Origin of the sequence: Sorangium sp. So ce836 (assembly GCF_028553905.1) — a bacterium.
GTDB lineage: Bacteria > Myxococcota_A > Polyangia > Polyangiales > Polyangiaceae > Sorangium > Sorangium cellulosum_D.
This window is the reverse complement of sequence record NZ_CP102233.1, coordinates 996,831-1,019,152: the sequence shown is the minus strand read 5'-3', so window position 1 is coordinate 1,019,152 and position 22,322 is coordinate 996,831. Positions and strand designations below refer to the sequence as shown.

Annotated in this window: 13 protein-coding genes; 5 read left to right on the top strand and 8 right to left on the bottom strand. The window is 73.5% G+C overall.

Annotation, left to right across the window (positions count from 1 at the left end):
- Window positions 1-158: 158 nt before the first annotated feature.
- The 8 genes from NQZ70_RS03855 to NQZ70_RS53245 form a co-directional block, all read right to left on the bottom strand.
- Complete coding sequence (locus tag NQZ70_RS03855; protein ID WP_237245002.1) at window positions 159-2,810, bottom strand: MXAN_6577-like cysteine-rich protein; 2,652 nt, start codon at window positions 2,808-2,810, stop codon at window positions 159-161.
- Between the two features lie 235 nt (window positions 2,811-3,045).
- On the bottom strand, window positions 3,046-5,994 hold the full coding sequence (locus tag NQZ70_RS03850; RefSeq protein WP_237245001.1) for an MXAN_6577-like cysteine-rich protein: 2,949 nt from the start codon (window positions 5,992-5,994) through the stop codon (window positions 3,046-3,048).
- 224 nt (window positions 5,995-6,218) lie between these two features.
- A complete protein-coding gene (locus NQZ70_RS03845; protein WP_129573001.1) occupies window positions 6,219-7,418 on the bottom strand; it encodes an alpha/beta fold hydrolase in 1,200 nt (399 codons plus the stop codon).
- A gap of 823 nt (window positions 7,419-8,241) precedes the next feature.
- Complete coding sequence (locus tag NQZ70_RS03840; protein ID WP_237245000.1) at window positions 8,242-9,270, bottom strand: TIGR02757 family protein; 1,029 nt, start codon at window positions 9,268-9,270, stop codon at window positions 8,242-8,244.
- 35 nt (window positions 9,271-9,305) lie between these two features.
- A complete protein-coding gene (locus tag NQZ70_RS03835; RefSeq protein ID WP_129573000.1) occupies window positions 9,306-10,997 on the bottom strand; it encodes a cell wall metabolism sensor histidine kinase WalK in 1,692 nt (563 codons plus the stop codon).
- 12 nt (window positions 10,998-11,009) lie between these two features.
- Window positions 11,010-13,184, bottom strand: coding sequence for a GAF domain-containing protein (locus NQZ70_RS03830; protein WP_237244999.1), 2,175 nt, complete (start codon window positions 13,182-13,184; stop codon window positions 11,010-11,012).
- A 460-nt stretch (window positions 13,185-13,644) separates the two neighbouring features.
- Entirely contained in the window at window positions 13,645-13,914 is a 270-nt protein-coding gene (locus tag NQZ70_RS03825; protein WP_129572999.1) for a hypothetical protein, read from the bottom strand.
- Window positions 13,915-13,952: 38 nt separating this feature from the next.
- A complete protein-coding gene (locus tag NQZ70_RS53245; protein ID WP_129572998.1) occupies window positions 13,953-14,303 on the bottom strand; it encodes a peptidylprolyl isomerase in 351 nt (116 codons plus the stop codon).
- A 270-nt stretch (window positions 14,304-14,573) separates the two neighbouring features.
- Between NQZ70_RS53245 and NQZ70_RS03815 the strand changes: the two genes are divergently transcribed.
- From NQZ70_RS03815 to NQZ70_RS03795, 5 genes are all read left to right on the top strand, one after another.
- Window positions 14,574-16,874 carry a hypothetical protein gene (locus tag NQZ70_RS03815; protein ID WP_237244998.1) on the top strand — a complete coding sequence of 767 codons (2,301 nt, stop codon included), beginning with the start codon at window positions 14,574-14,576 and terminating at the stop codon, window positions 16,872-16,874.
- 1 nt (window position 16,875) lies between these two features.
- The gene (locus NQZ70_RS03810; RefSeq protein ID WP_129572997.1) at window positions 16,876-19,377 is read left to right on the top strand and encodes a hypothetical protein; all 2,502 of its coding nucleotides are present in this window, start codon (window positions 16,876-16,878) and stop codon (window positions 19,375-19,377) included.
- Window positions 19,378-19,512: 135 nt separating this feature from the next.
- Window positions 19,513-19,857, top strand: coding sequence for an HU family DNA-binding protein (locus NQZ70_RS03805; protein WP_129572996.1), 345 nt, complete (start codon window positions 19,513-19,515; stop codon window positions 19,855-19,857).
- 173 nt (window positions 19,858-20,030) lie between these two features.
- Entirely contained in the window at window positions 20,031-21,260 is a 1,230-nt protein-coding gene (gene tyrS / locus NQZ70_RS03800; protein ID WP_129572995.1) for a tyrosine--tRNA ligase, read from the top strand.
- Window positions 21,253-22,293 carry a hypothetical protein gene (locus tag NQZ70_RS03795; protein ID WP_129572994.1) on the top strand — a complete coding sequence of 347 codons (1,041 nt, stop codon included), beginning with the start codon at window positions 21,253-21,255 and terminating at the stop codon, window positions 22,291-22,293. Before tyrS ends, NQZ70_RS03795 begins: the two co-directional genes overlap by 8 nt.
- Window positions 22,294-22,322: the final 29 nt, after the last annotated feature.

Genomic DNA, 22,322 nt, shown 5'->3' with positions numbered 1-22,322 from the left:
CACGCGGGCCAGAAGCGGCTCTCAGCGGAGAGGAAAATTGAACCGCCAAGGTATCGAGGACGCCAAGAAGAAAATTTTTCGCTCTCTTGCTTCCTGGCGTTCTTGGCACCTTGGCGGTGTCTTCTTCGGGTCGACGCAGGCGGCCCGTCGGGCCTGGTCTAGGGATCGGTCCCCGCATCGGGATCGGATCCCGGATCGGGATCGGTCCCCGCATCGGGATCGGTCCCCGCGTCGGGACCGGGATCCGGGTCAGGATCGGGCGCGGGCACGGCGCTGATGTGCAGCACGAGGTTGCCGGAGGAGGAGGGCCGGCTGTCGCCGACGATCGTGATCACCTGGCCCGCGGTGAGGGTGACCTGCACCCGCGAGGCGACCCCGCTCGCGTTGTCGTTGCACGCGAGCTCGGCGCCGGTGCAGCTGCCGCCGTCGTGCACGTGAAGGATGGTGTCGAAGGTCGAGGTCAGCGTGTCGATGATGTAGGTCCCAGCCGCCGGCGCGGTGAAGCGGTAGACCCGGTCGTTGCCGCTCGACGCCGTGCAGCCCGGCGCGGCCGAGTTCGGCTGCAGCAAGGTGGAGCCATTCACCGTCTGCGGGACCGTCGAGCCGAGGTCGATCGGGTTGGCGCAGGTGCCCTCACCGTTGGACAGGGCGATGTTGAGCTTGAACGCCCCCGAGGCGGACGGCCCGGAGCCGTCGACCACGACGACCGTCTCCTGCCCCGCGACGAGCGGCACCGCGACCCGCGACTGGGGGCCAGTCGTGTTGTCGTTGCAGCCGAGCGACGGGCCGCCGCACGCGCCGTCGTGCACGTGGATGACCGTGTCGAAGCTCGAGCCGAACGTGTCGAAGACATAGACGCCATCCTCCGGGGCGACGAACGTGTAGGTCTCCTCCGCGCCGCCGGGCGCGCCGCACGGCGCGGCCACGAAGTCGCCGAGGCCGGCGGTCGTCCCGTTCACGGTCTGCGGGACGACCGGCTCCAGCTCGTTCGCCGGGCACGGGGGCGCCGGGATACCGCTCACGTTGAGCTTGTAGGCGCCGGAGGCGCCGTACGCGCCGTCGACGACCACGTACGCGGTCTGTCCCGCCAAGAGCGGCGTGGACACCACCGACTGGGACGAGGACGACGCGTTGTCGTTGCAGCCCAGCGAGGGGCCCGTGCAGCTGCCGTCGTGGACGTGCACCACGGTGTCGAGGCTCGACCCCAGCGTATCGAAGGTATAACGGCCGTCGACGGGCGCCGTGAAGCTGTAGGTGGCCTCGGGGCTGTTGCTCGAGGCGCAGGGCGACTCGAGGACGTGGTCGAGGCCCGACGTGTTGCCCGTGACCGACTGCGGGTAGGTCGAGCCGAGATCCATCATGGGGCACGGGGGCGGCTCCCACGCGGCGATGTTCAGCGTATAGCGCCCGCCCGCGGCCTCGAAGCCATCGACGACGGCCACGACCGTCTGACCGGCCTCGAGCTCGACCACGGCGCGCGACTGCGATCCTCCTCGCGAGTCGTCGTTGCAGGCGAGCACATCACCGCCGCACTCGCCGTCCTGCAGCTCCAGGATGGTGTTGAATTCGGAGCCGAACGTGTCGAATACATACTTCCCGTCCGCCGGCGCCGTGAAGGTATAGCTCACGTCGGGGCCGCCCGGGTGGCCGCAGGTCGGCGTGATGGCGTCGCCGAGCAGCTCGGTGTCGCCGGTGAACGTCTTCGGGAGCGCGTCGCCGACGTCCCCTGAAGGGCAGATCGGCGGACCTGCCTTCGACAGGTGAAGCGCGAAGTCGCCCTCCGCGCCGTCGAAGCCCGTCACGACGATCAAGACCGGCTCGCCCGCGCCGATGACCGCGCGGACCTTGGACTGGGCGATGGAAGGGGTGCTGTCATCGTTGCACGCGAGCTGAGCGCAGGTGGTCGCCGCCACCACGCCAAGGGCCGTATCGAAGCTGGACCCCAGGGTGTCCAGCGTGTAGGTCCCGGCCTCGGCGGGCGTGAAGAGGTAGACCCGCTCCGACGAGCCCGCCGCCACGCACGCGAGCCCGTAGTTCGTCTCTCCCGCGACGGTGGTCCCCGTCACCGTCTGCGGGAACGTATCTTCGATCACGTCGTAGGTGCCGATGGCGCAGGTGCACGCGCCTCCCTGGCAGATGGCCCCGCGCTCGCACGCGACCTCGCAGGAGCCGCAGTGCTGCTCGCTCGTCTGCAGGTTGGCGCACGCGCCGTCGCAGTCCGTGAGGCCTTCGGCGCAGGAGCAGACGCCCTCGACGCACAGCTGGCTGGCCGGGCAGCTGGTCCCGCAGCCGCCGCAGTGGGTCCTGTCGGTGAGCGCGTCCACGCACGCGCCGTCGCACGCCGTGAGCCCAGCGGGGCAGGCGCACTCGCCGTGCGCGCAGACCTGCCCCTCCCCGCACGCGGCCTTGCAATCGCCGCAGTTCCGCGGGTCGGTCTCGAGGTTCACGCAGCGGCCGGCGCACTCGGTCTGCTCTTCGCTGCACGCGCCGTCGGCTCCCCCTTGGCCCGGAGCGTCGGTGCCGCCCTCGCCAAACTGGCCGCCGCCCCCGCCCTCCCCGGGGTCTTCGCCCTCGACGCAGATGCCCGCCGCGCAGCGGCGCCCGGCCGCGCAGGCGTTGCCGCATTCGCCGCAATGGTCGGCGCTCGCCTGGGTATCGACGCATTCGCCGCCGCACTGCGACTGCCCGTCCGCGCACGGGTTCGACGTGTTGGAGCTCTCGGCGCAGGACGACGCGAGGACAACCCCCGCGACCAGGAGCAACGCAGCGGACGAGAGGGTGGGCCTGAGGCGTAATCCGGATCGTTTCATATGCATCCTTGGGGGTACCTGGCCGTTGGGGGCGGAGCGGATAACACGATACGCCCACGCCCGAGGTATCCGCAACCGGCGGGGGCGCTCGTGGAGGGAGAAGTTCGCCTGGCCACGCGCGGATCGAGCCGCGGCCTCGGCCGTGCTCGCCGCGCCGCGCGGAGGCGCCGCGGCGGGCTCGGCGCGGCGGGAGGCGGCGCCGCCAGGCCGGCGAGAGGGCGAGCGCGGCGCGTCCTCACGGAGCGCGGGTGATGTTCAGCGTGAAGCTGCCCGACGACGTGTCGTATCCGTCGACGACCACGGTGATGACCTCACCGGCGTTGAGCGTCAGCGTCACCCTCGACCTCGAGGAGCCGGCCCAATCGTCGTTGCATTTGAGCGTCTCGCCCCCGCAGCCGTCGCTGTGCACGTGAAGGACGGTATCGTACGACGATCCGATCGTGTCGATGACGTAGTCGCCGTCGACCGGCGCGGTGTAGGTGAACACCATGTCCGCAGCGCTCGAGTTGGGCGTGCAGCCGGAGCCGGGCGTCGCCGAGTTGGGCTGGCCCGACGTGGTGCCGGTCCTCGTGAGCGGCAGCTCCGAGCCGAGGTCGATCGCCGTCGAGCAGGTCCCCGGGCCGGTGAAGCGGTCCACCTGGAGCACGTAGTCGCCGGCGCTGGTGCCGCGGCCGTCGACGACGATGAAGACGGTCTGCTCCGCGACCAGTTCGGCGGAGACGCGCGACTGCCGGCCGCCCGAAAAGTCGTCGTTGCACCCGAGCGACGAGCCCCTGCAGCTCCCATTCAAGATCTGGAGGACCGTGTCGAAGCTCGAGCCGAGCGTATTGAAGAAGTAGGTCCCGTTCTCCGGCGCGGTGAAGCTGTAGATCATGTCCGGAGCGGTCGAGGAGCCGCAGCTCGGGGTGACCGACCCGGGCTGATCCACGGTGCTCCCCGTGACGACCTGCGGGTAGCTGGAGCCGAGATCGATGGGCGTCGAGCAGGTGCCGCCGCCGTCGAACCGCTCGATATTGAGCGTGAAATCGCCCGACGCGCTCGCCGATTCGCCGTCGATGAGCAGGATGATCGTCTGCCCCTCGTCGAGATCCAGCGTGAGCTGCGACTGCTGGGTCCCTGCCGCGTCGGCGTTGCACGCGATCGTGGGACCGCCGCAGGTGCCGTCGAGCGCGGAGAGGGTCGTGTTGAAGCTCGATCCGAACGTATCGATGAGGTACGTCCCGTCCACGGGCGCGGTGAAGCTGTAGGTCGTCTCGCGGCCGCCGGCGCCGCCGCAGGTCGGGCGCAGGATGTCCACCGCCTCCGCGGTCGTCCCGGTCACCGTCTGAGGCACCGTCGTCCCGAGATCGATCAGCGGGCACGGGGGTACGAAGGCCTGGCTCACGTTGAGCGTGTAGGCGCCGGAGGCCGAGCTGCTGTAGCCGTCCACGACGACGACGACCGTCTGCCCCTCGTCGAGCAGCACCTTCACCTGCGACTGAAGGACGCCGGTGGCCACGTCGTCGTTGCACCCGAGGCTCGGCCCGCGGCACGTGCCGTCGTGGATGTGGAGGACCGTATCGAAGCCGGAGCCGACGGTGTCGAAGGTATAGAGCGCGTCCGCCGGCGCGGTGAACGCATAGGTGACCTCGGGGCCGTCGCCGCTGCCGCAGGGCGCCGAGAGGGCGCTCTCGCGATCCGCGATCGCGGTGGTGCCCGTCACCCGTTGCGGGAACGTGGTGGCGTCGAGGACGAGCTCCGGGCACGGCGGCGGCACGTACTCGCTGACGTTGAGCGCGAACGGCCCGTACTCTCCGTCGGCGCCGTCGACGATCGCGACGACCGTCTCGCCCGCGGTGAGGTTCGCGACGACGCGCGACGTCTTTTCCGATGCGTTGTTGTCGTTGCAGGCGATCATCGAGCCGGCGCAGGTCCCGCTGCGCAGCTCGAGGACGGTGTCGAACGAGGAGCCGGCCGTGTCGAAGATGAACCTGCCGGCGTGCGGCGCGGTGAACGTGTAGCTCGCGTCGGGGGTGTCGAGCGAGCCGCAGCTCGGCACGAGGGCGTCGCCGAGCATCCAGGTGTCGCCGAGGACCGACTGCGGGAGGGTCGGCGCGATGGTGCCCACCGGGCAGACCGGCGGCGCCGCCCGGTCGATGTAGAGCACGAAGTCGCCTTGCGCGCCGTTGTACCCCGAGACGACGACGAGGACCTCCCTCCCCCCGTCGAGGACCACCGAGGCGGCCGCCTCGGGCCCCCCGCGATCGTCGTTGCACGCGAGCTCGCCGCAGACCGCGCGATCGAGCACGGCGATGGCGGTGTCGTAGCTCGACCCGGCCGTATCGAACCTGTACGTACCGGCCTCCTCCGCCGTGAACTTGTAGACGACCTCGGTCGAGCCGGCGGCCACGCAGTCCAGCCCGAAATAGGTGTCCGCGCCGAGCGTGGTGCCCGTCACGATCTGCGGGATCGTCGAGCCGATGTCCTCGTGCTCGCCGACGATGCAGGCGCACGTGCCCGCCTGGCAGACCAGCCCCCCGCCGCACGCCGCGCCGCACGCGCCGCAATGCTGGGGGTGGCTCGCGAGATCGACGCACTTGCCGCCGCAGTCCGTGAGGCCCTCGTTGCAGGCGCACTCCCCGTCCACGCACGTCGCGTTGAGCCCGCACCGGACGTCGCAGCCCCCGCAATGCAGCGGATCCTTCTTCAGATCCGCGCAGCCGCCGCCGCACTCCGCGAGGCCGACGTCGCAGCGGCAGGCGCCGCCCTCGCACAGCTGCCCGGCCGGGCATTCCTGGCCGCAGCCCCCGCAGTGATGCGGGTTGATGTCGAGATCGACGCAGCCGCCGCTGCACGGCTCGAGGCCAGGCGCGCAGAGCGCGCCGCCGGTCCCGCCCGCCTCCCCTGGGGCCTCTGCGCCATCGTCGTCCCCGCTGCCCCCGCCGTTCCCCTTGTCCTCGCCGACGCACTCGCCCGCCTCGCACCGCTGCCCGCTCGCGCAGCCGCCGTCGCAGCCGCCGCAGTGGTCGGGATCGACCTGCGTGTCGACGCACGCGCCGCCGCACATCGAGAGGCCGTCATCGCACGCGATGCTCGAGCTGTCTCCCCGCGCGCAGGACGCAGAGCAGACGAGGAGGGCAGCTGCCGCCAGCCAGAGCGCTGTGAACGACAGCTCGAACCTGGAGCGCAATCCGGGTTGACTCATGAACTTCCTTTGGCGGATACGCCGGCCGCCTCGCGGCTCTCGGAGATTTCGCGGTCGAGGATACGCCTCTTCGCTTTCGGTCTGCAATCACGGATCACCGCGCATCGACTCGAGATCGTTCGACCTCTACGCACTCGGATGCGCGCTCGTGAGATGGAGCGTAGGGCCCCGCACGGAGGGGCGGTCCGACGGAATGCGCGATACGCCCGCGCGGGGCGCACGCGTCACGCGGCCGGGAGATCCGGCAGCGGATCGGCCTGGTCGGAGGTGGGTTGACGCGCCTGGACGGCCTCCAGCGCCGTAGCGCCCGTCTCGGGCCCCGGCGCGTCTTCGGGCTGCCGCTCCGGGCCGAGGAAGCGGGCGATCGGCTCGAAGAGCTCGACGCCGGTATAGGCGCCCACGGCGAGGTCGCCGTGGCCGTAATCTTCCCGCGCCCCGAAGTCACGACCGAGCACGAGAAACCGCTTCGGCGTCTCCGGGTGATCGCGCCCCCACGCGTCGAACGCGGCGCGCACCGACGAGACGGGGGCTATCCTGTCGGCGCTGCCCGCGATGAAGAGCGCCGGCGCCGCGACGGACGCGAGCCCGTCGAGGACCCGCTCGCCGTCCACGCGGATCTCTCCGTCGCTCGCCAGCCAGGCGGCGAAGTCCGCGTTCAGCGCAGCGGGGATGTCCTCGATGCAGTTGACGAGCGCGAGCCGCGTGACGCCGGGAGGCACGTTGCGTGGATTGGCGACGGCGTGGTGAATCGGCGTCGGCAGCCACTCCGAGGCGAAGGCGACGCTGCGTGCCATGAAGCGGAGCGGCACGCCCGGGAGCAGCCGCCCCGGCAGAAAGCGCATGAGCCGCGCCGGCGTGGAGAGGCGGCCCGGAGAGCCGACGATGACGACCCGGCGCACCCGATCCTCCGGCACGCTGCGACCGAGCGCGGCATAGAGGAGCATGCCGCCCATCGAGAAGCCGACATAATCGAGCGAGCGGGCGCCGGTGCGCTTCAGGATGGCGTCGAAGGCGCAGGGCAGGTCGTACCGGACCATGGCCGAGAAGCGGACGCCGCGGCGCTCGAGGCGGGTGAGGAGGCGGCCGCTCCGCAACGTCAGCAGCCACACGTCGCGTCCGAGCGTGGCGAGGTGGCGGGCCAGCGAGTAATCGGGGTGGATGTCCTGGTTTCTGTGGTTCGCGGCGATCCCGTGGACCAGGAGGATCGGCGGCAGATCCGGCTGCGCTTCCGCGCCGGGCGGCACCGGGACGCGGCGGATCTCGATCGGGGCGCCGTCCTCGGTCCGCAGGACCTCTTCGACGCTGTACTCGAGCGGCAGGGTCAGCCGTTTGACCCAGTAGAAGAGGTGCGCCCACAGCCCGACCGCTGCCAGCGCCACGAGGGCCAGCGCGACCAGGAGGTAAGCCCCGAATGTCCAGACCATACGCCCAATCTACCTGCTGGCGCCGTTCCCGCATGCGAGCGCCCTCGGCAATAGTGGCGCACGGACGGAGCGCGGGCCAGCCGCTCGCTGAGCCCGCTTACCCGCGCACGGCGCCGGATGATCATGAATCCATGGGAACACCATGTTTCATGATCATTTCTACCAGCGCGCGAGAAAGTCACACAGCGCTGGCCCATCGACTCCGCCGCTTCGATCCCACAGCGCGCTTCAGCGATTGCTCTCGACGGAAACGGACGTCGCGACCGCCCGTTTTGAGCCGCATCCCCTCGCGCCGCCATGGCGGCGAGTGTCCGGGGCCACAGGGCTCGGCGTGAAGCCTTCGCTGCATGCGTGCACAAAGGTTCCATCGTGGCCGGCCCGGGACGTGGCATGCGGGTCGCATCACGTCGCGGAGAGGAGAGACGTGGAAAGGGTCCCGTAAGCACCCCGGTGCACGGGGGCACACATCAAGGCGCCGCAGCGGAGCTCGGGGGGGCTCCGCTGCGGCGCTCTTCGTGTCACGCCGGTGGCAACGCCGAGCCGACGAGCTCTGGCGTCCACTGAGACTAACTGAGACAAAATGAAAAAAGCGCCTCGCGGACCTGGGGGGGGAAGGTCTCCGCGACGGCGCTCGCCCACCCTTAGAGCAGGCTTTGTGCCGGCCTATCGTCCACCATATTTCAGGCGGTTATCGCGCGAAACCACCGCCGTCGTTGCATTCTTGAAAAACAAAATTGAAATCCGGTGCAAATTCGAAGGATTTAAAGGCTTTCCGTGGCAAGGCCTGCAGCTGTCCTGGACGAAATGACTGTGTACGGCGTGCTCACTCGTCCCAGTGGCGGCAGACGGGCTTCACGCCGCACCCCTGGCAGCGGACCGGATCGCGTCGCGACGGGCACTGCTGGAGCATGCCGAGGTGGCAGAGGGCGAAGTCGTACTTGACCGGGTCGGCGGGATCGAAGCTGCGGAGGGCGGCGGTGATCTCCTCGGCCGTCTTCCAGGTGGCTCCCCTGCGGTCGGTGAGGCCGATGTTGTAGCCGAGCTTCTGGATGTGGGTGTCGACGGGGATCAGGAGGGCGGACGGCGGTATCGGCCACAGGCCGAGATCCACGCCGTCGGCGGGGCGGATCATCCACCGCAGGAGGAGCATGAGCCGCTTGGTGGCGCTGCCCTTCTCGGGGTCGGGGAGGATGTGCGCCGCGCCCCGGTCGTCCGGGCGGCGGTCGAGCCCGCCCGCGCGCCGGATCGCGCGCACCCAGGCGCCGAGGGCCTGGCGCAGGTCGCGGCTGCGCGAGAGCTCGGCCGCGAAGGCGGCGCCGAGCGAGCCCGAGGCGCGCTGCACCCGCCGCGCGCCGACGAGGAGCGCCGCGAGGTCGCGGTCGCGGTAGACGCGGTGCCGGAAGCCGCGGAGGCGCGCAGAGACGGCCCGGGCGTCGTCCGCGGTGAGGGCGATCTGCGGGCCGAGCCGGTCGAGCGCCTCGCCGATCTTGGCGCGCAGCGCCTTCACGTTGCCGAAGGCGAGCGACGCGGCGAGGAGCGCGACGAGCTCCTGATCGGCCGGATCGGTGTAGCGATGGACGAAGGAGACCGGGTCCTGCGCGCGGCGCTCCTCGATGGCGCACCGCGCGCGCACCTCGTCCAGCGCCGCCTGCAAGGCAGCGCTCCGCCCGGCGTCCCGCCCGGGCGCCGTCTCGCTCCGCCGCACCGCCGTCTCGCTCCGCCGCACCGCCGTCTCGCTCCGCCGCACCGCCGTCTCGCTCCGCCGCACCGCCGTCTCGCTCCGCCGCACCGCCGTCTCGCTCCGCCGCACCGCCGTCTCGCTCCGCCGCACCGCCGTCTCGCTCCGCCGCACCGCCGTCTCACCGCGCCCGTCACGCCTGCGCGCCCTCACGTCGCCCCCGCGCCGGACGCCGCGTCGGCCGCGAGCGGCTCGGCCCGCGCGGTCCGCTCCGGCGCCTCGCCGTCGTGCTCGAGCGCCGGGAGCGACACGACGAAGGCGCTGCCGCGCCCGTCCTCGGTGACCGGGCTCTCGACCCGCACCGAGCCGCCGTGGCTCTCGGCGATGTGCTTCACGAGCGCGAGCCCGATCCCGCTGCCGCGCACCTGGCGCTCGCTCGCCCGCCGGCCGCGCGCGAAGCGCTCGAAGATGTGCTTCTGCTCGTCCGGATCGATGCCGGGCCCCCGGTCGCTCACCCGGATGGCGACGCGCTTCGCCTTTTGCGTCAGCGCGGCGAGGCGCCCGCCGCCCCCGCCCTCGACCTCGACCTCGACGGCGACGCGGCCGCCGTCCTTCGCGTACTTGAGCGCGTTGTCGAGCAGGTTCACGATGGCGAGCTCGAGCGCGCGCGCGTCGATGAGCGCCTCGGGCAGCCCGTCGGCGACCGTCAGCTCGACGGTCATCTCCTCGCGCTCGGCGCGGTAGCGGTACATGTCGACGGCGCGCGCGGCCACCTCGGCGACGCTCCCGCGCGCGAACTCGTAGGCGGCCTTGCCCCGCTCGACCCGGGCGAAATCGAGGACGTTCTCGATGAGCGCGGTGAGCCGCTCGCTCTCGCTCACGATGATCTGCAGGTACTGGCGGCGCTTCTCGTCGTTGGGCACGCGGTCACCGAGGAGGAGCTCGCCGAACATGCGGACCAGCGAGAGCGGCGTCTTGAGCTCGTGGGACACGTTCGCGACGAAGTCGCTCTTCAGCGCCGCGAGCCGCCGCTCGTTCACGGAGGCGAGCACCACGATCGCGAGCCCGGCCAGGGCGACCAGGGCCGAGAAGCCGACCATCAGGATCTCGATGAGGCGCTGCCGCTCCACCTTCTCGCCGAGCTCCTCGGCGGTGGTGAGCGCCATCTGGAGGCGCCAGTTGTAGAGCGTGGTGGGGAACGGGCGCCCGACCGTGAACTCGCCGCCGATGATGGGCGGGCCGAACACGATGCGGCCCTCCTCGTCGATGACGTTCATCCGGCTCTTCTCCCGATCGAGGTCGCGGAAGAGCCGGGGCATCACCTCGTGGACCAGGCGCGGCACCTCGTGCCAGGCGACCACGAGGAACCGGCGCCCCTGGTGCTCGCGCTGCCAGTAGCTCACGAGCAGGCTCTGCTGGTCGATGACGTGGTGGAGGTGGCGCAGCTCGGCCGCGTCGCCGCCGAAGTTCATCTGGGGCAGGAGGCGGGCGAGCAGGAGCTTGCGGAAGGCGTCGTCTTCCCGGCCGGACGCGCCGCGCGAGGCGAACGCGAGCACGTCGTGGGCCTCGTGGTCCATGTCGAGGACCAGGATGGCGCGCACGGTCGGCGTCTCGCGCGCCGCGGTGGGGAGCCACCTCCGCGCGATGACCGAGAGGTTCGCCACGTCGACGTGCGCGGCGACGACGTTGTCCTGCGCGATGATCAGCTTGTCGAGGCGGTCGACGCGCTCGTCGGCGAGGGTGAGGGTCGCGTCGAAGACGGTCTGCTGGCGGGCCTTCTCGATCTGCAGCGTGGTGCGCAGGGCGATCCCGCCGAGGACGAGCACGGCGACGACGATGGCGGGGACGAGGGCGAAGTACGGGACGCGATGGCGCTGCCCGACCGAGGGGAGGAGGTCCATCGCTCGGCTCCGCTAGCGGGCGGCCTTCTTCGCCCCCGCGGTCACGAGGCCGGGGTCGAGGACCACGCCGCGGGCCCCGACGAACTCCGCGAACTGCTGGCCGATGTAGGTGAGCGCGTTGCCGTCGCTCTCGGAGAACGGCTTGCCGTCGAGGGGGTTGCCGATCTCGAGGAGGCCGAGGTAGCGGCCCGCGAGCTCCACGGGCGCGCAGATGACGCTCCGGAGCTCGACGCCGATCGCGTTCCACCGGTCGTCGACGGCGCGCTCGTCCCTGGACGCGTCGGGCACCACGACGGCGCGCCTGGACCGCATGGCGGCGAGGGCGAGCGGCGCGCGCTCGGACAGCCTGGCGAGGAGCGCGCTCTTGCCGCCGTACTGCCGGACGACGACGAACTCGCGCCGGTTGATGTCGAACAGCGACACGAGCCCGAGGGCGCACGGGACCTTGTCGAGCGTGAGCGCGAGGATAAAGTCGGCGCCCGCGAGCGTGTCCTGGAGGAAATGCAGGTCGCTGCACGCCTCGAACAGCTCGGCGATGAGGTCGTCGCCGGAGAGGCGCCCGTTCCTCGGCGGGAAGGAGGAGCGCCTCCGCGGCGGCTGGCTCGGCGTGGGCGCGGGGATCTCGGCCGACGCCGGAGCGGCCTCGGGCCGAGGCAGCGCGCTCGGCGCGCCGGGCGGCGCGGCGGCAGAGGGCGACGCGTCGGCCAGCGGCGCAGCGGCAGAGGGCGACGCGTCGGCCAGCGGCGCAGCGGCAGAGGGCGACGCGTCGGCCGGCGGCGCAGCGGCGGAAGGCGACGCGTCGACCGGCGGTGCGTCGGCAGAGGGCGACGCGTCGGCAGCAGGCGCAGCGGCGGAGGGCGACGCGTCGGCCAGCGGCGCAGCGGCGGAAGGCGACGCGTCGACCGGCGGTGCGTCGGCAGAGGGCGACGCGTCGGCAGCAGGCGCAGCGGCGGAGGGCGACGCGTCGGCCAGCGGCGCAGCGGCGGAAGGCGACGCGTCGGCCAGCGGCGCAGCGGCGGAAGGCGACGCGTCGGCCAGCGGCGCAGCGGCGGAAGGCGACGCGTCGGCAGAGGGCGATCCCTCGACCGACGGCGTGGCGACCGGCGGCGCGACGGCCGAGGGCGACGCATCGGCCGGTGGTGCGGCGGCCGGCGGCGCGGCGGCAGGGGGCGACACGTCGGCCGGCGGCGCAGAGGACGCCGACGACACGTCGGCCGCCCGCGACGCTTCGGCGGGCGGCGCGGCGGCCAGCAGAGACCCCTCGGCCGGCAGCGCGGCGGCCAGCAGAGACCCCGCGGCCGGCAGCGCGGCGGCCGGCGGCACGGCGGCCGGCGGCGGGGAGGTGGCGCCGGTGCGCGGGCGGAACTGGATCTCGGGCTCCGCGGAGCGCCAGTCCTTCCATGCGAGGGTCGCGAGCGGACCGCGCTGAGGCCGGCCGCGGAAGACGTGATCGAACACCGCGATATGGATGAACTTGCCCGGGCGCGCGTCGTCGATGAGCTGCCGTGCCTTCTCGAGCCGGTCGAGCAGCAACGCGCTGACGAGATCGCGCGGGGTGCCCGTCGGGACCGCATAGACGAGCTCTCGGTACGTGAGCGGCGAGCGCTCGGACGGGTTCTCCTCGCGCTGCGATACGAGCTCGAACGGCGGCAGCGCGCTCGGCTCCGGCGCGGCGCCTCGCTCCGGCGCGGCGCCCCGCTCGGCCGCGGCGTCCCGCTCCGCCGCGGCGCCCCGCTCCGCCGCGGCGCCCCGCTCCGCCGCGTCGCCGCCTTTGGCCGCCTGCGCCGCCGCGGCCGCAGGCTCCGACACGAGGAGCGCGGTCCCCATCGAGATGAACGGGACCGTGGCCGCCACCGGCCGTTTCCCCGGCAGACGAGCCCCCGCCGGGTCGGCGGGCCTGGGAGACGCTGCGCCGGCCGGCGGCGCGCCCGCCGGAGGGTCCGACCCGTCCGTCAGCGCCGCGTCGTCCGGCGCGCGCTGCACGACGTACCGCACGCGCGTCGCCGGATCGATCGCTCGGTAGCCGCTCTCGAGCAGGTCCACGGAGAAATTGTTGAGCGGCCCGCCATCGCCGCGGAGCGCCCGGGCCTTCTGCAGCGCGGGCTGCCACTGCGGGGCCTCGACGCACACCTTCCTGGTCGGCGGCGCGTTCTGGCCCAATGACGAGATCTCGACGAACCAACGCATCGTTTGCGGTTCCAATCCGCGCTGGCGCTGACTGGGTCGCGCGCTCTGGCGCGAACATCGTTCTACTCGACGCGCGCGAGAGGGGTCAACGCGCAGACCGCACGGAGAGCGCGCGGGCGCCTTTGGCGCAGGGCCCGAAATATTCTCAACCGCCGACCGGCAGGGAATATCCGCCCTGTCCTGAAGTCACCCGCGCACGGCGAGGCGCCGCAGCCGAATTCGCTCGGCCACTGAACGGCCGCCGGGTATTCCTGTAGAGGCGGGAGATCTCGGCTGTCGCGCCGCCGGCGGTATCGTGCGATGGAAGGGGCCACTCGGCCTCGGTCGCCTCCAGGTGATCCGCCGCGCTGTCCGGTCATCCGCTGTGCTGTCTGGAAGCGGGAGCCGCGTCGCACGTCCGCTCGCGAGAGGCGCGAGCGCGGCGCCGGTCGCGCCGGCGCCTGCGGCCCTCGGGGCGGGCTCAGGCCGTCCAGCCGAGCAGCCGTTCGCCGAGGGTGAGCAGGCCGAGCCACAGGGCCGCCGAGATCAACGGGGTCGCCGCTGCGAGCCACGGGCGGCTGCGCCGCGCCCGAATGGCCATCACGAGCAGCGCAATCCAGATCCCCCAGAGCGTCGCGACCGCCCAAGGCGGCGCGAGGAGACCGGCGAACGCGTAAGCCGGGCCGATCACCAGGTGGACGGCGATCCCGACCCAGGGGACGATCTGTGATGCTCGACGCTGCAACTCCACTCGTGCGCTGATCCACCCCGGAGGGCCCGCCACGCTCACTATCGCGTCCGCAGGATGATGTGGAAGCCGAACGCCGTCTCCACGGCCCCGCTCAGCGAGCCGACAGCGACCTTCTCCAGCGCCTGCTCGAACTCCACCACGGATGCGCGCGGGTGACGGGCACGGCGGCGCCGGCCTCCGGCTCGGGCGCCGCAGCGTGGGCCGGCGCCGCGGCGGGGATCGCAAGATCGACCGCCTGCGGGCGCGAGGCCGCCGGTGGCGCCGTGCCCGCACCCGCAGGCGGTGAGCGGCTCGGGTCGCCTGCGCCATCGGCCCGCGCCGCACCGCGATCCGGCGCATCGGTCCGCGTCGCGCCGGGGGTCACCAGCACAAAAAAACAGAGCGCCCATTCGACGGCCGGGGGGGGGAGACCGTCACGGGCGCTCTGGCCTCTGCCCCAAGCAGGAGGCGGGCCAAGGTACATCTTTCTCGTTTTCGGGCACTTTCCCCATGAAAATGGCTTACACCTTTCAATCCTGAAGCGGCCGCTTGCAAACGTGCTGGACAGAGCCGTGGGCTGCGGGCGTTCACCCGTCTGCCCGCCCCTCCCCCGCGCCGGCGCCCCTCGCGGACCGGGCTCCGCGGGCTCGGGCCGCGCGAAAGTCGTGTAAAAGAGCCGCGTGTCACCGTCCAGCGCCGAACCCGTGTCCTCCGCGCCGCCCGGAGGAGCTGCGCCTCCGTCTCGGCCGAGCAGCGTCTCCCCTGGCGACACGAACGCCGCGGCCTCGCAGGGCGCCGGTCCGGCAGCGCCCCCGGGCTGGCTCGATCGCGTGGTCGCCGCCTGGCCGCGCCTCGATCCGGTCCTGTTCGCCGTCTACGCGGGCGCGTGCGTGCTCTACGCCGCCGCCGCGTTCTACCGCGCGATGCACGAGCAGACGGGCGGCATGTGGTCGGCGCCGCTCGATGACGTGTTCATCCACTTCGACTACGCCCGCGCCGCGGCGCGCGGATACCCGTTCGAGTGGTCCGAGGGCAACGGCTTCTCGAGCGGGAACACCAGCCTGAGCTATCCGTTCGTCCTCGCGCTCGGCTACCTCGTCGGCTTCCGCGGCCTCCTGCTGATGCAGTGGGCGGCGATCGTCGCCTGCGCCTCGACGCTCGGCTTCCTGCTCGTCGGCGCGCGGCTCCTCGAGCCGATCGGGCGCTGGGCGAAGTACCTGCTGCCGCCCGTGGCGCTCTCCATCGGCGCGCTCGACTGGTCGCTGTTCAGCGGGATGGAGAACGCCTTCCACCTCGGCGTCTGGGCCCTCGCCACCCTCGCCGCGCTCTCGGTCGCCGGCGCGGCCGCCGCGCCGCCGGAGCGCCTCGCCCGCCTCGGCTGGCTCGCCGGCCTCGCCGGGGCGCTCCTCTACGCCACCCGGCCGGAGTCGGTCGTCTGCGTCGCGGCCCTGAGCGTGTACGCGGCCGCGGCCGTGGGGCGGGCCCGCGGCGCGCGCGCCGCGATCGCGACGCTGCTCCGGATGTCGGTGCCCGGCGCGATCGCGTGCGTCGCCCAGGCGGTCGCCAACCGCGTGTTCACCGGAGAGTGGTCCGCGAGCGGCGCCATCGCCAAGCTCGCGCTGAACAACCCGTACATGACGTCCCAGGAAAAGTGGGACACCTACGAGTTCCTCGTCCGCTACGTCATCGCCCGCAACGCCAACCACCACTTCTCGGACGCCCTCCCCTGGGGCTGGATCGTCCCCGCCCTCGCGCTCGTCCCCCTCGCCTCGCGCCGGACGCGCGGGATCGCGGCGCTGCTCTGGGTCCAGGTCGCCGGCTGGCTCGCGCTCGTCGCCCTGAACGGCCAGGTGCGCTGGCAGAACGAGCGCTACACGATGCCCGCGGTCGCCTGGCTGCTTGTGCTCGCGGCGATGGGGCTCGCGCTGCTCGTCGCGCGCGCTGCGTGGGCCGCGCCCGACGGCGGCGCTCCCGGCGGCCTCGCGGCCCGCCTCGGCCTCGCGGGCCGCGGCCTCTGGGCCGCGCGCGTCGCGCTCGCGCTCGCGCTCGCCGCGCTCTTCTGGGTCCATCAGCTGCCCAGGATGCGCGACCAGATCTGGTTCTTCGGCCGCGCGAGCCGCAACATCCGCGATCAGCACCTCGTCGCCGGCAAGGTCCTCGCGCAGCTCGACGTGCGCCGCGTCCTCGTCGGCGACGCGGGCGCGCTCCTCTACGCGTCGGACCGGCCCGGGCTCGACCTCATCGGGCTCGGCGGCTACCACGACCTCCCGTTCGCGCGCGCGGGCGTCCACGGCCTCGGCGCGTCGCTGGAGCTCATCGAGCGCATCCCCGCCGACGACCGGCCCGACGCGCTGGCCATCTACCCGACCTGGTGGGGCGAGCTCCCGGCCATCTTCGGCAAGCGGATCGTCGGGATCCCCGTCGTCGGGAACGTCATCTGCGGCGGCGCCGAGAAGGTCATCTACCAGGCCGACTGGAGCCCGCTCGCGCACGGCGAGCCGCCCGCGTCGATGCGCGCCGGCGAGCAGGTGCTCGACGAGCTCGACGTCGCCGACCTCGTGAGCGAGCGGGAGCACGGCTACGCCTTCCCGCGTCCGCAGGCCGGCTTCGTCAGCTTCAGCGTGCTGCCGGATCCGCGCGGGTCCGGGCGCGATCGGTTCGACGCGGGGCGCGTCATCCCGGGCGGCAAGAGCGAGACGGCCCGCCTGCGCGCGCCGCGCTCAGGGCCGGGCCGGCTCGTGGTCCGCACCGCCGCGTCCCGCCCCGCCAAGATCCGCGTGACCGCGGACGGCCGCGAGCTCGGCCACCTCGCCGTCCGCGAGAGCGCCGGCTGGACCGAGGCGTCGATCGACCTGCCCGAAGGGCTGCCCGAGACGTTCACGCTCGCGCTCACGCCGGTCGAGGGAGAGTGGGTCGATCACCACGTCTGGGTCCTCGAGCGCGCCGCGCGCTTCGAGGCGCGCCCGCTCGCCGGGCCGTGACGTGCGCGCCGGCCTGCCCCGCGATCCCGCGCAGTGGATCGCGCTCGCGCTCTCCCTCGCCGCGCTGCTCGCCGGCGCCTGGCTCCTCCGCCGCGGCCGCTCGTCCGCCGCCGCGCGCCCCGGCCCCGCGCCCCCGCGCCCCGGCGCCGCGGGCCTCGATCCACCGCCGCGCCCCGGCCCCGCGCCGCGCCCCAGCGCGCCCCACGGCTTCGCCGTCGCGGCGGCCCTCGGGCTCGCCGCGGCGTTGATCTCGGCCGCGTACGTCGCGGTCTACCTGCGGGGCGGCCCCCGGATCATCGACGCGACGAGCTACTGGCTCGAGGCCCGCGCCATGGCCGCCGGGCACCTCGCGTGGCCGCTCGGCGAGCCCGAGGCCTCCGTGCTCGGCCGCTTCCTCGTCCGCAGCGACGCCGCTGGCGACGCGGCCCGGCGCGGCGCGGCCGAGGTCGCGGTCATCTTCCCCCCGGGCTACCCCGCCCTCCTCGCGCTGGGCTTCCTCGCGGGCGCGCCGCTCGCGGTCGGTCCCCTGCTCGCCGCGGCGCTGACCCTCGCCACGTACGACCTCGCCGCGCGGTTCGCGCCGGCAGCCCCGGCCTCCGCCGGGAGCGGCGCGCGGCTCCCCCTCGCGCCGCTCCTCGCCGCGCTCTTCTCGGCGCTCTGCGCCGCGCTCCGCTACCACACGGCCGACACGATGTCGCACGGGCTCGCGGCCCTCTGCTTCACGGTCGCGCTCGCGTCCGCGCGCCGCGCGCTCGACGAGGCCGCCCCCGCGGCGGGCGCGCCGCGCTGGTGGCGCGATCCCGCCGTCCGCGCCGCCGCGCTCGCGGGCGTCGCGGCCGGCTGGCTCGCGGCCACGCGCCCGCCGAGCGCGCTCGCCCTCGCCGCGGCGCTCCTCGTGGCGCTGCTGCCGGAGCGCCCGCCGGGCAGCGCCGCGGCCGGCCCTCGCGACGCCGCGCCGCGCCCGTCGCCGCGGCTCGGGCGGCTCGCCGCGGCGCTCGCGATCGGCGCCGTCCCCGGCCTCGCGCTGCTCGCCGCGCACCAGCGCGCCGCGACGGGCGCCTTCGCGTCGTCGCAGGGCGCCTACTACGCCGTCTCCGACGGCCCGCCCGGCTGCTTCCGCTACGGCTTCGGCGAAGGCGTCGGCTGCCTCTTCGAGCACGGCGACTTCGTCCGGCACAACCTCGCGGAAGGATACGGTTTTCTGGCCGCCGCCGGCACGACGCTGCGCCGCCTGAAGCTCCACCTGGTCGACGCGCTCAACGCCGAGCCGCTCTCGCTGTTCGTGATCGCCGGCGCCGCGATCGCCCTCCGGCGGCCGCGCTCGCGCGCCCTCGCGATCGCGCCGCTCCTCCAGATCGCCGCCTACGCCCCGTTCTATTTCGACGGCAACTACCCCGGCGGCGGCGCTCGCTTCTTCGCCGACGTGCTGCCGGTGGAGCACGCCCTCGCCGCCCTCGCCTGCGCCGCGATCGCGGAGCGCGCGGGATCGCCGGCCGCGCGCGGCGGCCTCGCGGGGCGGCTCCGCGCGCTCCTCCCGGTGCCGTTCGTTCCGGCGGCGCTCTTCGCGGCGGCGCTCCCCCTCGCCGGCTTCGCCTTCCGCGCGGGCTTCGACCACGCCGCGCTCCGCGATCGCGAGGGCGGCCTGCCCATGTTCGATCCCGCCGCCGTCGCGCGCGCGGGCGTCGCGCGCGGCCTCGTGTTCGTCGACACGGACCACGGCTTCAACCTCGGCTTCGACCCCGCCCCTGGAGACGTCGCGGTGCTGCGCTACCGCGGCGACGCGATCGACCGGATGGCGTGGGAGGCCCGCGGCCGCCCCCCCGCCTACCGCTACCGCTTCGCGATCCCGGACGGCGGCGGCCTCGCCTCGGTCTCGCTCGCGCCGCTCGCCTTCGACGCCGCCCCGCCCCGCGAGGCCCTCATCGAGGGCGAGTCGCTGTGGCCGCCGCGCGCCCAGCGCGGCGCCTGGGCGGCGCCCGAGCACGCCGGCGGCACGTGCGCGTCCGGGGGGCGCCTCCTCGCCGTGCACGCGGCGGCGAGCGGCGAGGCCGTCGTCCGGGTCGGCCTGCCCGCCCCGTGGCTCCGCGGCGCCCGGATCAGCCCGCGCGTGGCGGTCTCGGGCGACGGCGCGGGCGAGCTGGTCCTCGCCGTCGACGGCGCCCCGATCCACGTCTGGCGGGTCGAGCCCGCCGCGCCGGGCGCCCCCGGCGCGCCGCTCACCTGCGCCGAGCTCCCGCCCCACCCGATCCCCGAGGACGCCGTCGGAATCGAGCTCTCCATCGCGCGCGCGAATGCGCGCCAGCACGGAAAGTTGCGGCGGGACGCGCGCGAGGCCCCGCGCGACGAGGCCGGCGCCGCCGCGCCGAGGGCCGCGAATGCCGCGCGGATCCGCGTCGAGACCGCCGCTGAGAGCGCTCCGGGAGGCCCGGACGGCCCCGCGGCCGGAGGCCTCTTTGCGCTCGACGCGGTCGCGGTCGCGGGCGGGAATTCGGTTGACCGCTAGTCCCGTAACATGCGAGCTTTTCATAGGATTCTGTTGTCATGCGGCTCCTGGACCGGCGCATCTCCCGGAGCCCTGCGGTGGAAAGCGGCAAGTCGGGCGCCGGCGGCGGTCCGCTCGGGTGGGGGAGGTGGACCAATGACGAAAAGCGAGCTCATCGACGCGATCGCGGGACGGGGAGAGCTCACCAAGGCTCGAGCCGAGCTCGTGGTGAACTGCGTCTTCGACGCGATGACGCAGGCGCTCCAGCGCAACGAGGGCATCGAGATCCGCGGCTTCGGCAGCTTCACGGTCAGGCCTTACAAGCCGTACAGCGGCAGGAACCCTCGCACGGGCCAGCCGGTGCCCGTGCCCGCCAAGCGGCTCCCGTTCTTCAAGGTCGGCAAGGAGCTCAAGGAGCTCGTCAACGCGAGCCGCGCATACGCCATCTCGGGCGATGACGACGACGAGGACGACGACGACGAGGACGCCGACGACGAATGAGGCGACGCGCCGGCGACGCCCATGACGTCGCCGGCGGCGTGACGCGCCCGCGCACGCCCGCGACCTCGTCCATGTCGGTGGCGTCGATGTCGACGCGGCCCTTGCGCCGCGCGCGGCGGGACACGCTCGCCCCCCTGGCGGGCAGTTCCGCTGCGCGGTAGAAGCGGGGCCCCATGGTCCCCGCCGAACGTCAGCTCGAGATTCTCTGCAAGGGTGCCGTCGACCTCCATGTCCGCGCCGAGCTCGAGGAGCGGCTCCGCGAGGGCAAGCCGCTGCGCGTCAAGGCCGGCTTCGACCCGACCCGCCCCGATCTCCACCTCGGCCACACGGTGGTCATGCAGAAGATGCGGGAGTTCCAGGACTTCGGGCACACCGTCATCTTCGTGGTCGGCGACTTCACGGCGATGGTCGGCGATCCGACCGGCAAGAACGAGCTGCGCCCGCGGCTCTCGCGCGAGGAGGTCGTCGCCGCGGCCGAGACCTACCAGGCGCAGGCGTTCAAGGTCCTCGACCGGAACAAGACCGTGGTCCGCTACAACTCCGAGTGGCTCAACAAGCTCGATCCGACGCAGATGATCGAGCTCTGCGCGAAGTACACCGTGGCCCGCATGCTCGAGCGCGACGATTTCAAGAAGCGCTACGAGGAGGCGCGGCCCATCTACGTGCACGAGTTCATGTACCCGCTCCTCCAGGCCTACGACTCGGTCGAGCTCGAGGCCGACATCGAGCTCGGCGGCACCGATCAGCTCTTCAACCTGCTCGTGGCGCGCGACCTCATGCCCCGCTACGGCAAGCGCGCCCAGATGGTGATGACGATGCCGCTCCTCGAGGGCACGAACGCGCGAATCGAGGACGGCAAGGTCGTGGGCCCGAAGATGTCGAAGAGCGCGGACAACTACGTCGGCATCACCGAGCCGCCGTTCGACATGCTGCAGAAGCTGATGCTCGTCGATGACGGGGTCGTCTGGCGCTACATGGAGCTCCTGTCGTCGCGCCCGCCCGAGGAGGTCGCCCGCCTGCGGGAGGCGGTCGTGCGCGGCGAGGAGAGCGTCATCGCGGTGAAGGAGCTCTTCGCGCAGGAGATCGTCACCCGCTTCCACTCGGCCGACGACGCCCGCGCCGCCCTGGAGCGGCGCCGCAGCGTCGCGGCCGGCGGCCTGCCCGAGGTCGTCGAGGAGCTCCACGTCGCGAGCGACCGCGACGCGATCCCGATCGGCAAGGCGCTCGCGCTGGCCGGGCTCGCCAAGTCGACCTCCGAGGCGCTCCGCCTCGTGAAGGGCGGCGCGGTGCACCTCGACGGCGAGGTGATCAAGGACGACCAGCTCAAGCTCGAGCGTGGGAAGCGATTTCTGGTCCGCGTCGGCTCGAAGAACCGCCGCTTCGCCTACCTCGTCGTTGGCTGACGCGCCCGGGCGGGGGCTCGGCCGCCGCGGCGCGCTCGGCGGCGTCCTGGGCTGCGTCCTCGGCCTCGCGCTGCCGTCGTGCGGCGGCGCGCCGCGGCCGCCCGCTCGGCCGGGCCCGCCGCTGCCGCCCCTCGGCACGGCGGACCTCACGCGCCTCTTGCCGCAGGCGGGGCTCCGGTGGCTCGTCCTGGTCCGGCCCCGCGAGATCGCGACCGTGCCGTGGCTCATCCCCTCGATCGCGCTCGTGGCGCCCGAGGAGAACCTGGCCCGGCACGCTCGCGCGACCGGCATCGACCTGCGGCAGGTGCGCGAGGCCGCGATCGCGTCGTACGCGGGCGCGTCGGGCGAGGCCAGGTTCTACGTGGCGCGTCACAGCGGCGATCCCCGGACCATCGAGCGCCTCTTCCGACAGAGGCTCACGGGCAAGGAGCGGCGGGCGCTCGATCGCCCGGACGTCGTGCGCGTGATGGGCGACATCGGCACGGCGCCGCACGCGCTGGTGCTCCTCGGCGAGGACGTGGTCGGCGTGCAGGACGGCGGCAGCCCGCAGCGCGGGCCGGCGCGGGTGGCGTCGCTGTACGCGCTCGGCCGCCTGAAGCGCTCGCCGACGGCGCTGTCGGAGGGCCCGCTCGCGGCGCTCGCGGCCCGCTTCGGCCCGGCGCCCGCGCGCGCGTTCGCGCCGGGCCCGTTCGACGGGGAGCTCGCCCGCGGCGCGCGCGGCCTGCTCGCGGCGGCGACGGCCGTGGGCGCGGCCGCGAGGCCGAGCGCGCGCGAGGGCATCGCGCTCGCGATCGCGGTGGCGGGCGATTTCTCGACGAGCGGCGCGGCCGCCTCGGAAGAGCTGCTCGCGGCGTGGGAGGAGCTCGCGCACGGCTCGTTCGGCCACCTGCTCGGGCTCGACGCGCCGGTCGAGCCGCCGCTCGCGACGCACGCGGACGACGCGGTGGCCGTCGCCGTCGAGCTGGACCCGCGCGCGCTCGCCCGGGGGCTGGCCGCGGCGACGGGCGCGAAGGTCGAGGAGATGCTTCGATAGGCGCGGCCGCGCCTCGCCGGTAAACCTCA

Excerpts from the sequence above, each read along its gene's own strand:
- NQZ70_RS03805 (WP_129572996.1), top strand. The coding sequence starts at position 19,513 with ATGACGAAAAGCGAGCTCATCGACGCGATCGCGGGACGGGGAGAGCTC.
- NQZ70_RS03830 (WP_237244999.1), bottom strand. The coding sequence starts at position 13,184 with ATGCGTTGGTTCGTCGAGATCTCGTCATTGGGCCAGAACGCGCCGCCG.
- NQZ70_RS03855 (WP_237245002.1), bottom strand. The coding sequence starts at position 2,810 with ATGAAACGATCCGGATTACGCCTCAGGCCCACCCTCTCGTCCGCTGCG.
- NQZ70_RS53245 (WP_129572998.1), bottom strand. The coding sequence starts at position 14,303 with ATGGGCGCTCTGTTTTTTTGTGCTGGTGACCCCCGGCGCGACGCGGAC.
- NQZ70_RS03845 (WP_129573001.1), bottom strand. The coding sequence starts at position 7,418 with ATGGTCTGGACATTCGGGGCTTACCTCCTGGTCGCGCTGGCCCTCGTG.
- NQZ70_RS03850 (WP_237245001.1), bottom strand. The coding sequence starts at position 5,994 with ATGAGTCAACCCGGATTGCGCTCCAGGTTCGAGCTGTCGTTCACAGCG.
- tyrS (WP_129572995.1), top strand. The coding sequence starts at position 20,031 with ATGGTCCCCGCCGAACGTCAGCTCGAGATTCTCTGCAAGGGTGCCGTC.
- NQZ70_RS03835 (WP_129573000.1), bottom strand. The coding sequence starts at position 10,997 with ATGGACCTCCTCCCCTCGGTCGGGCAGCGCCATCGCGTCCCGTACTTC.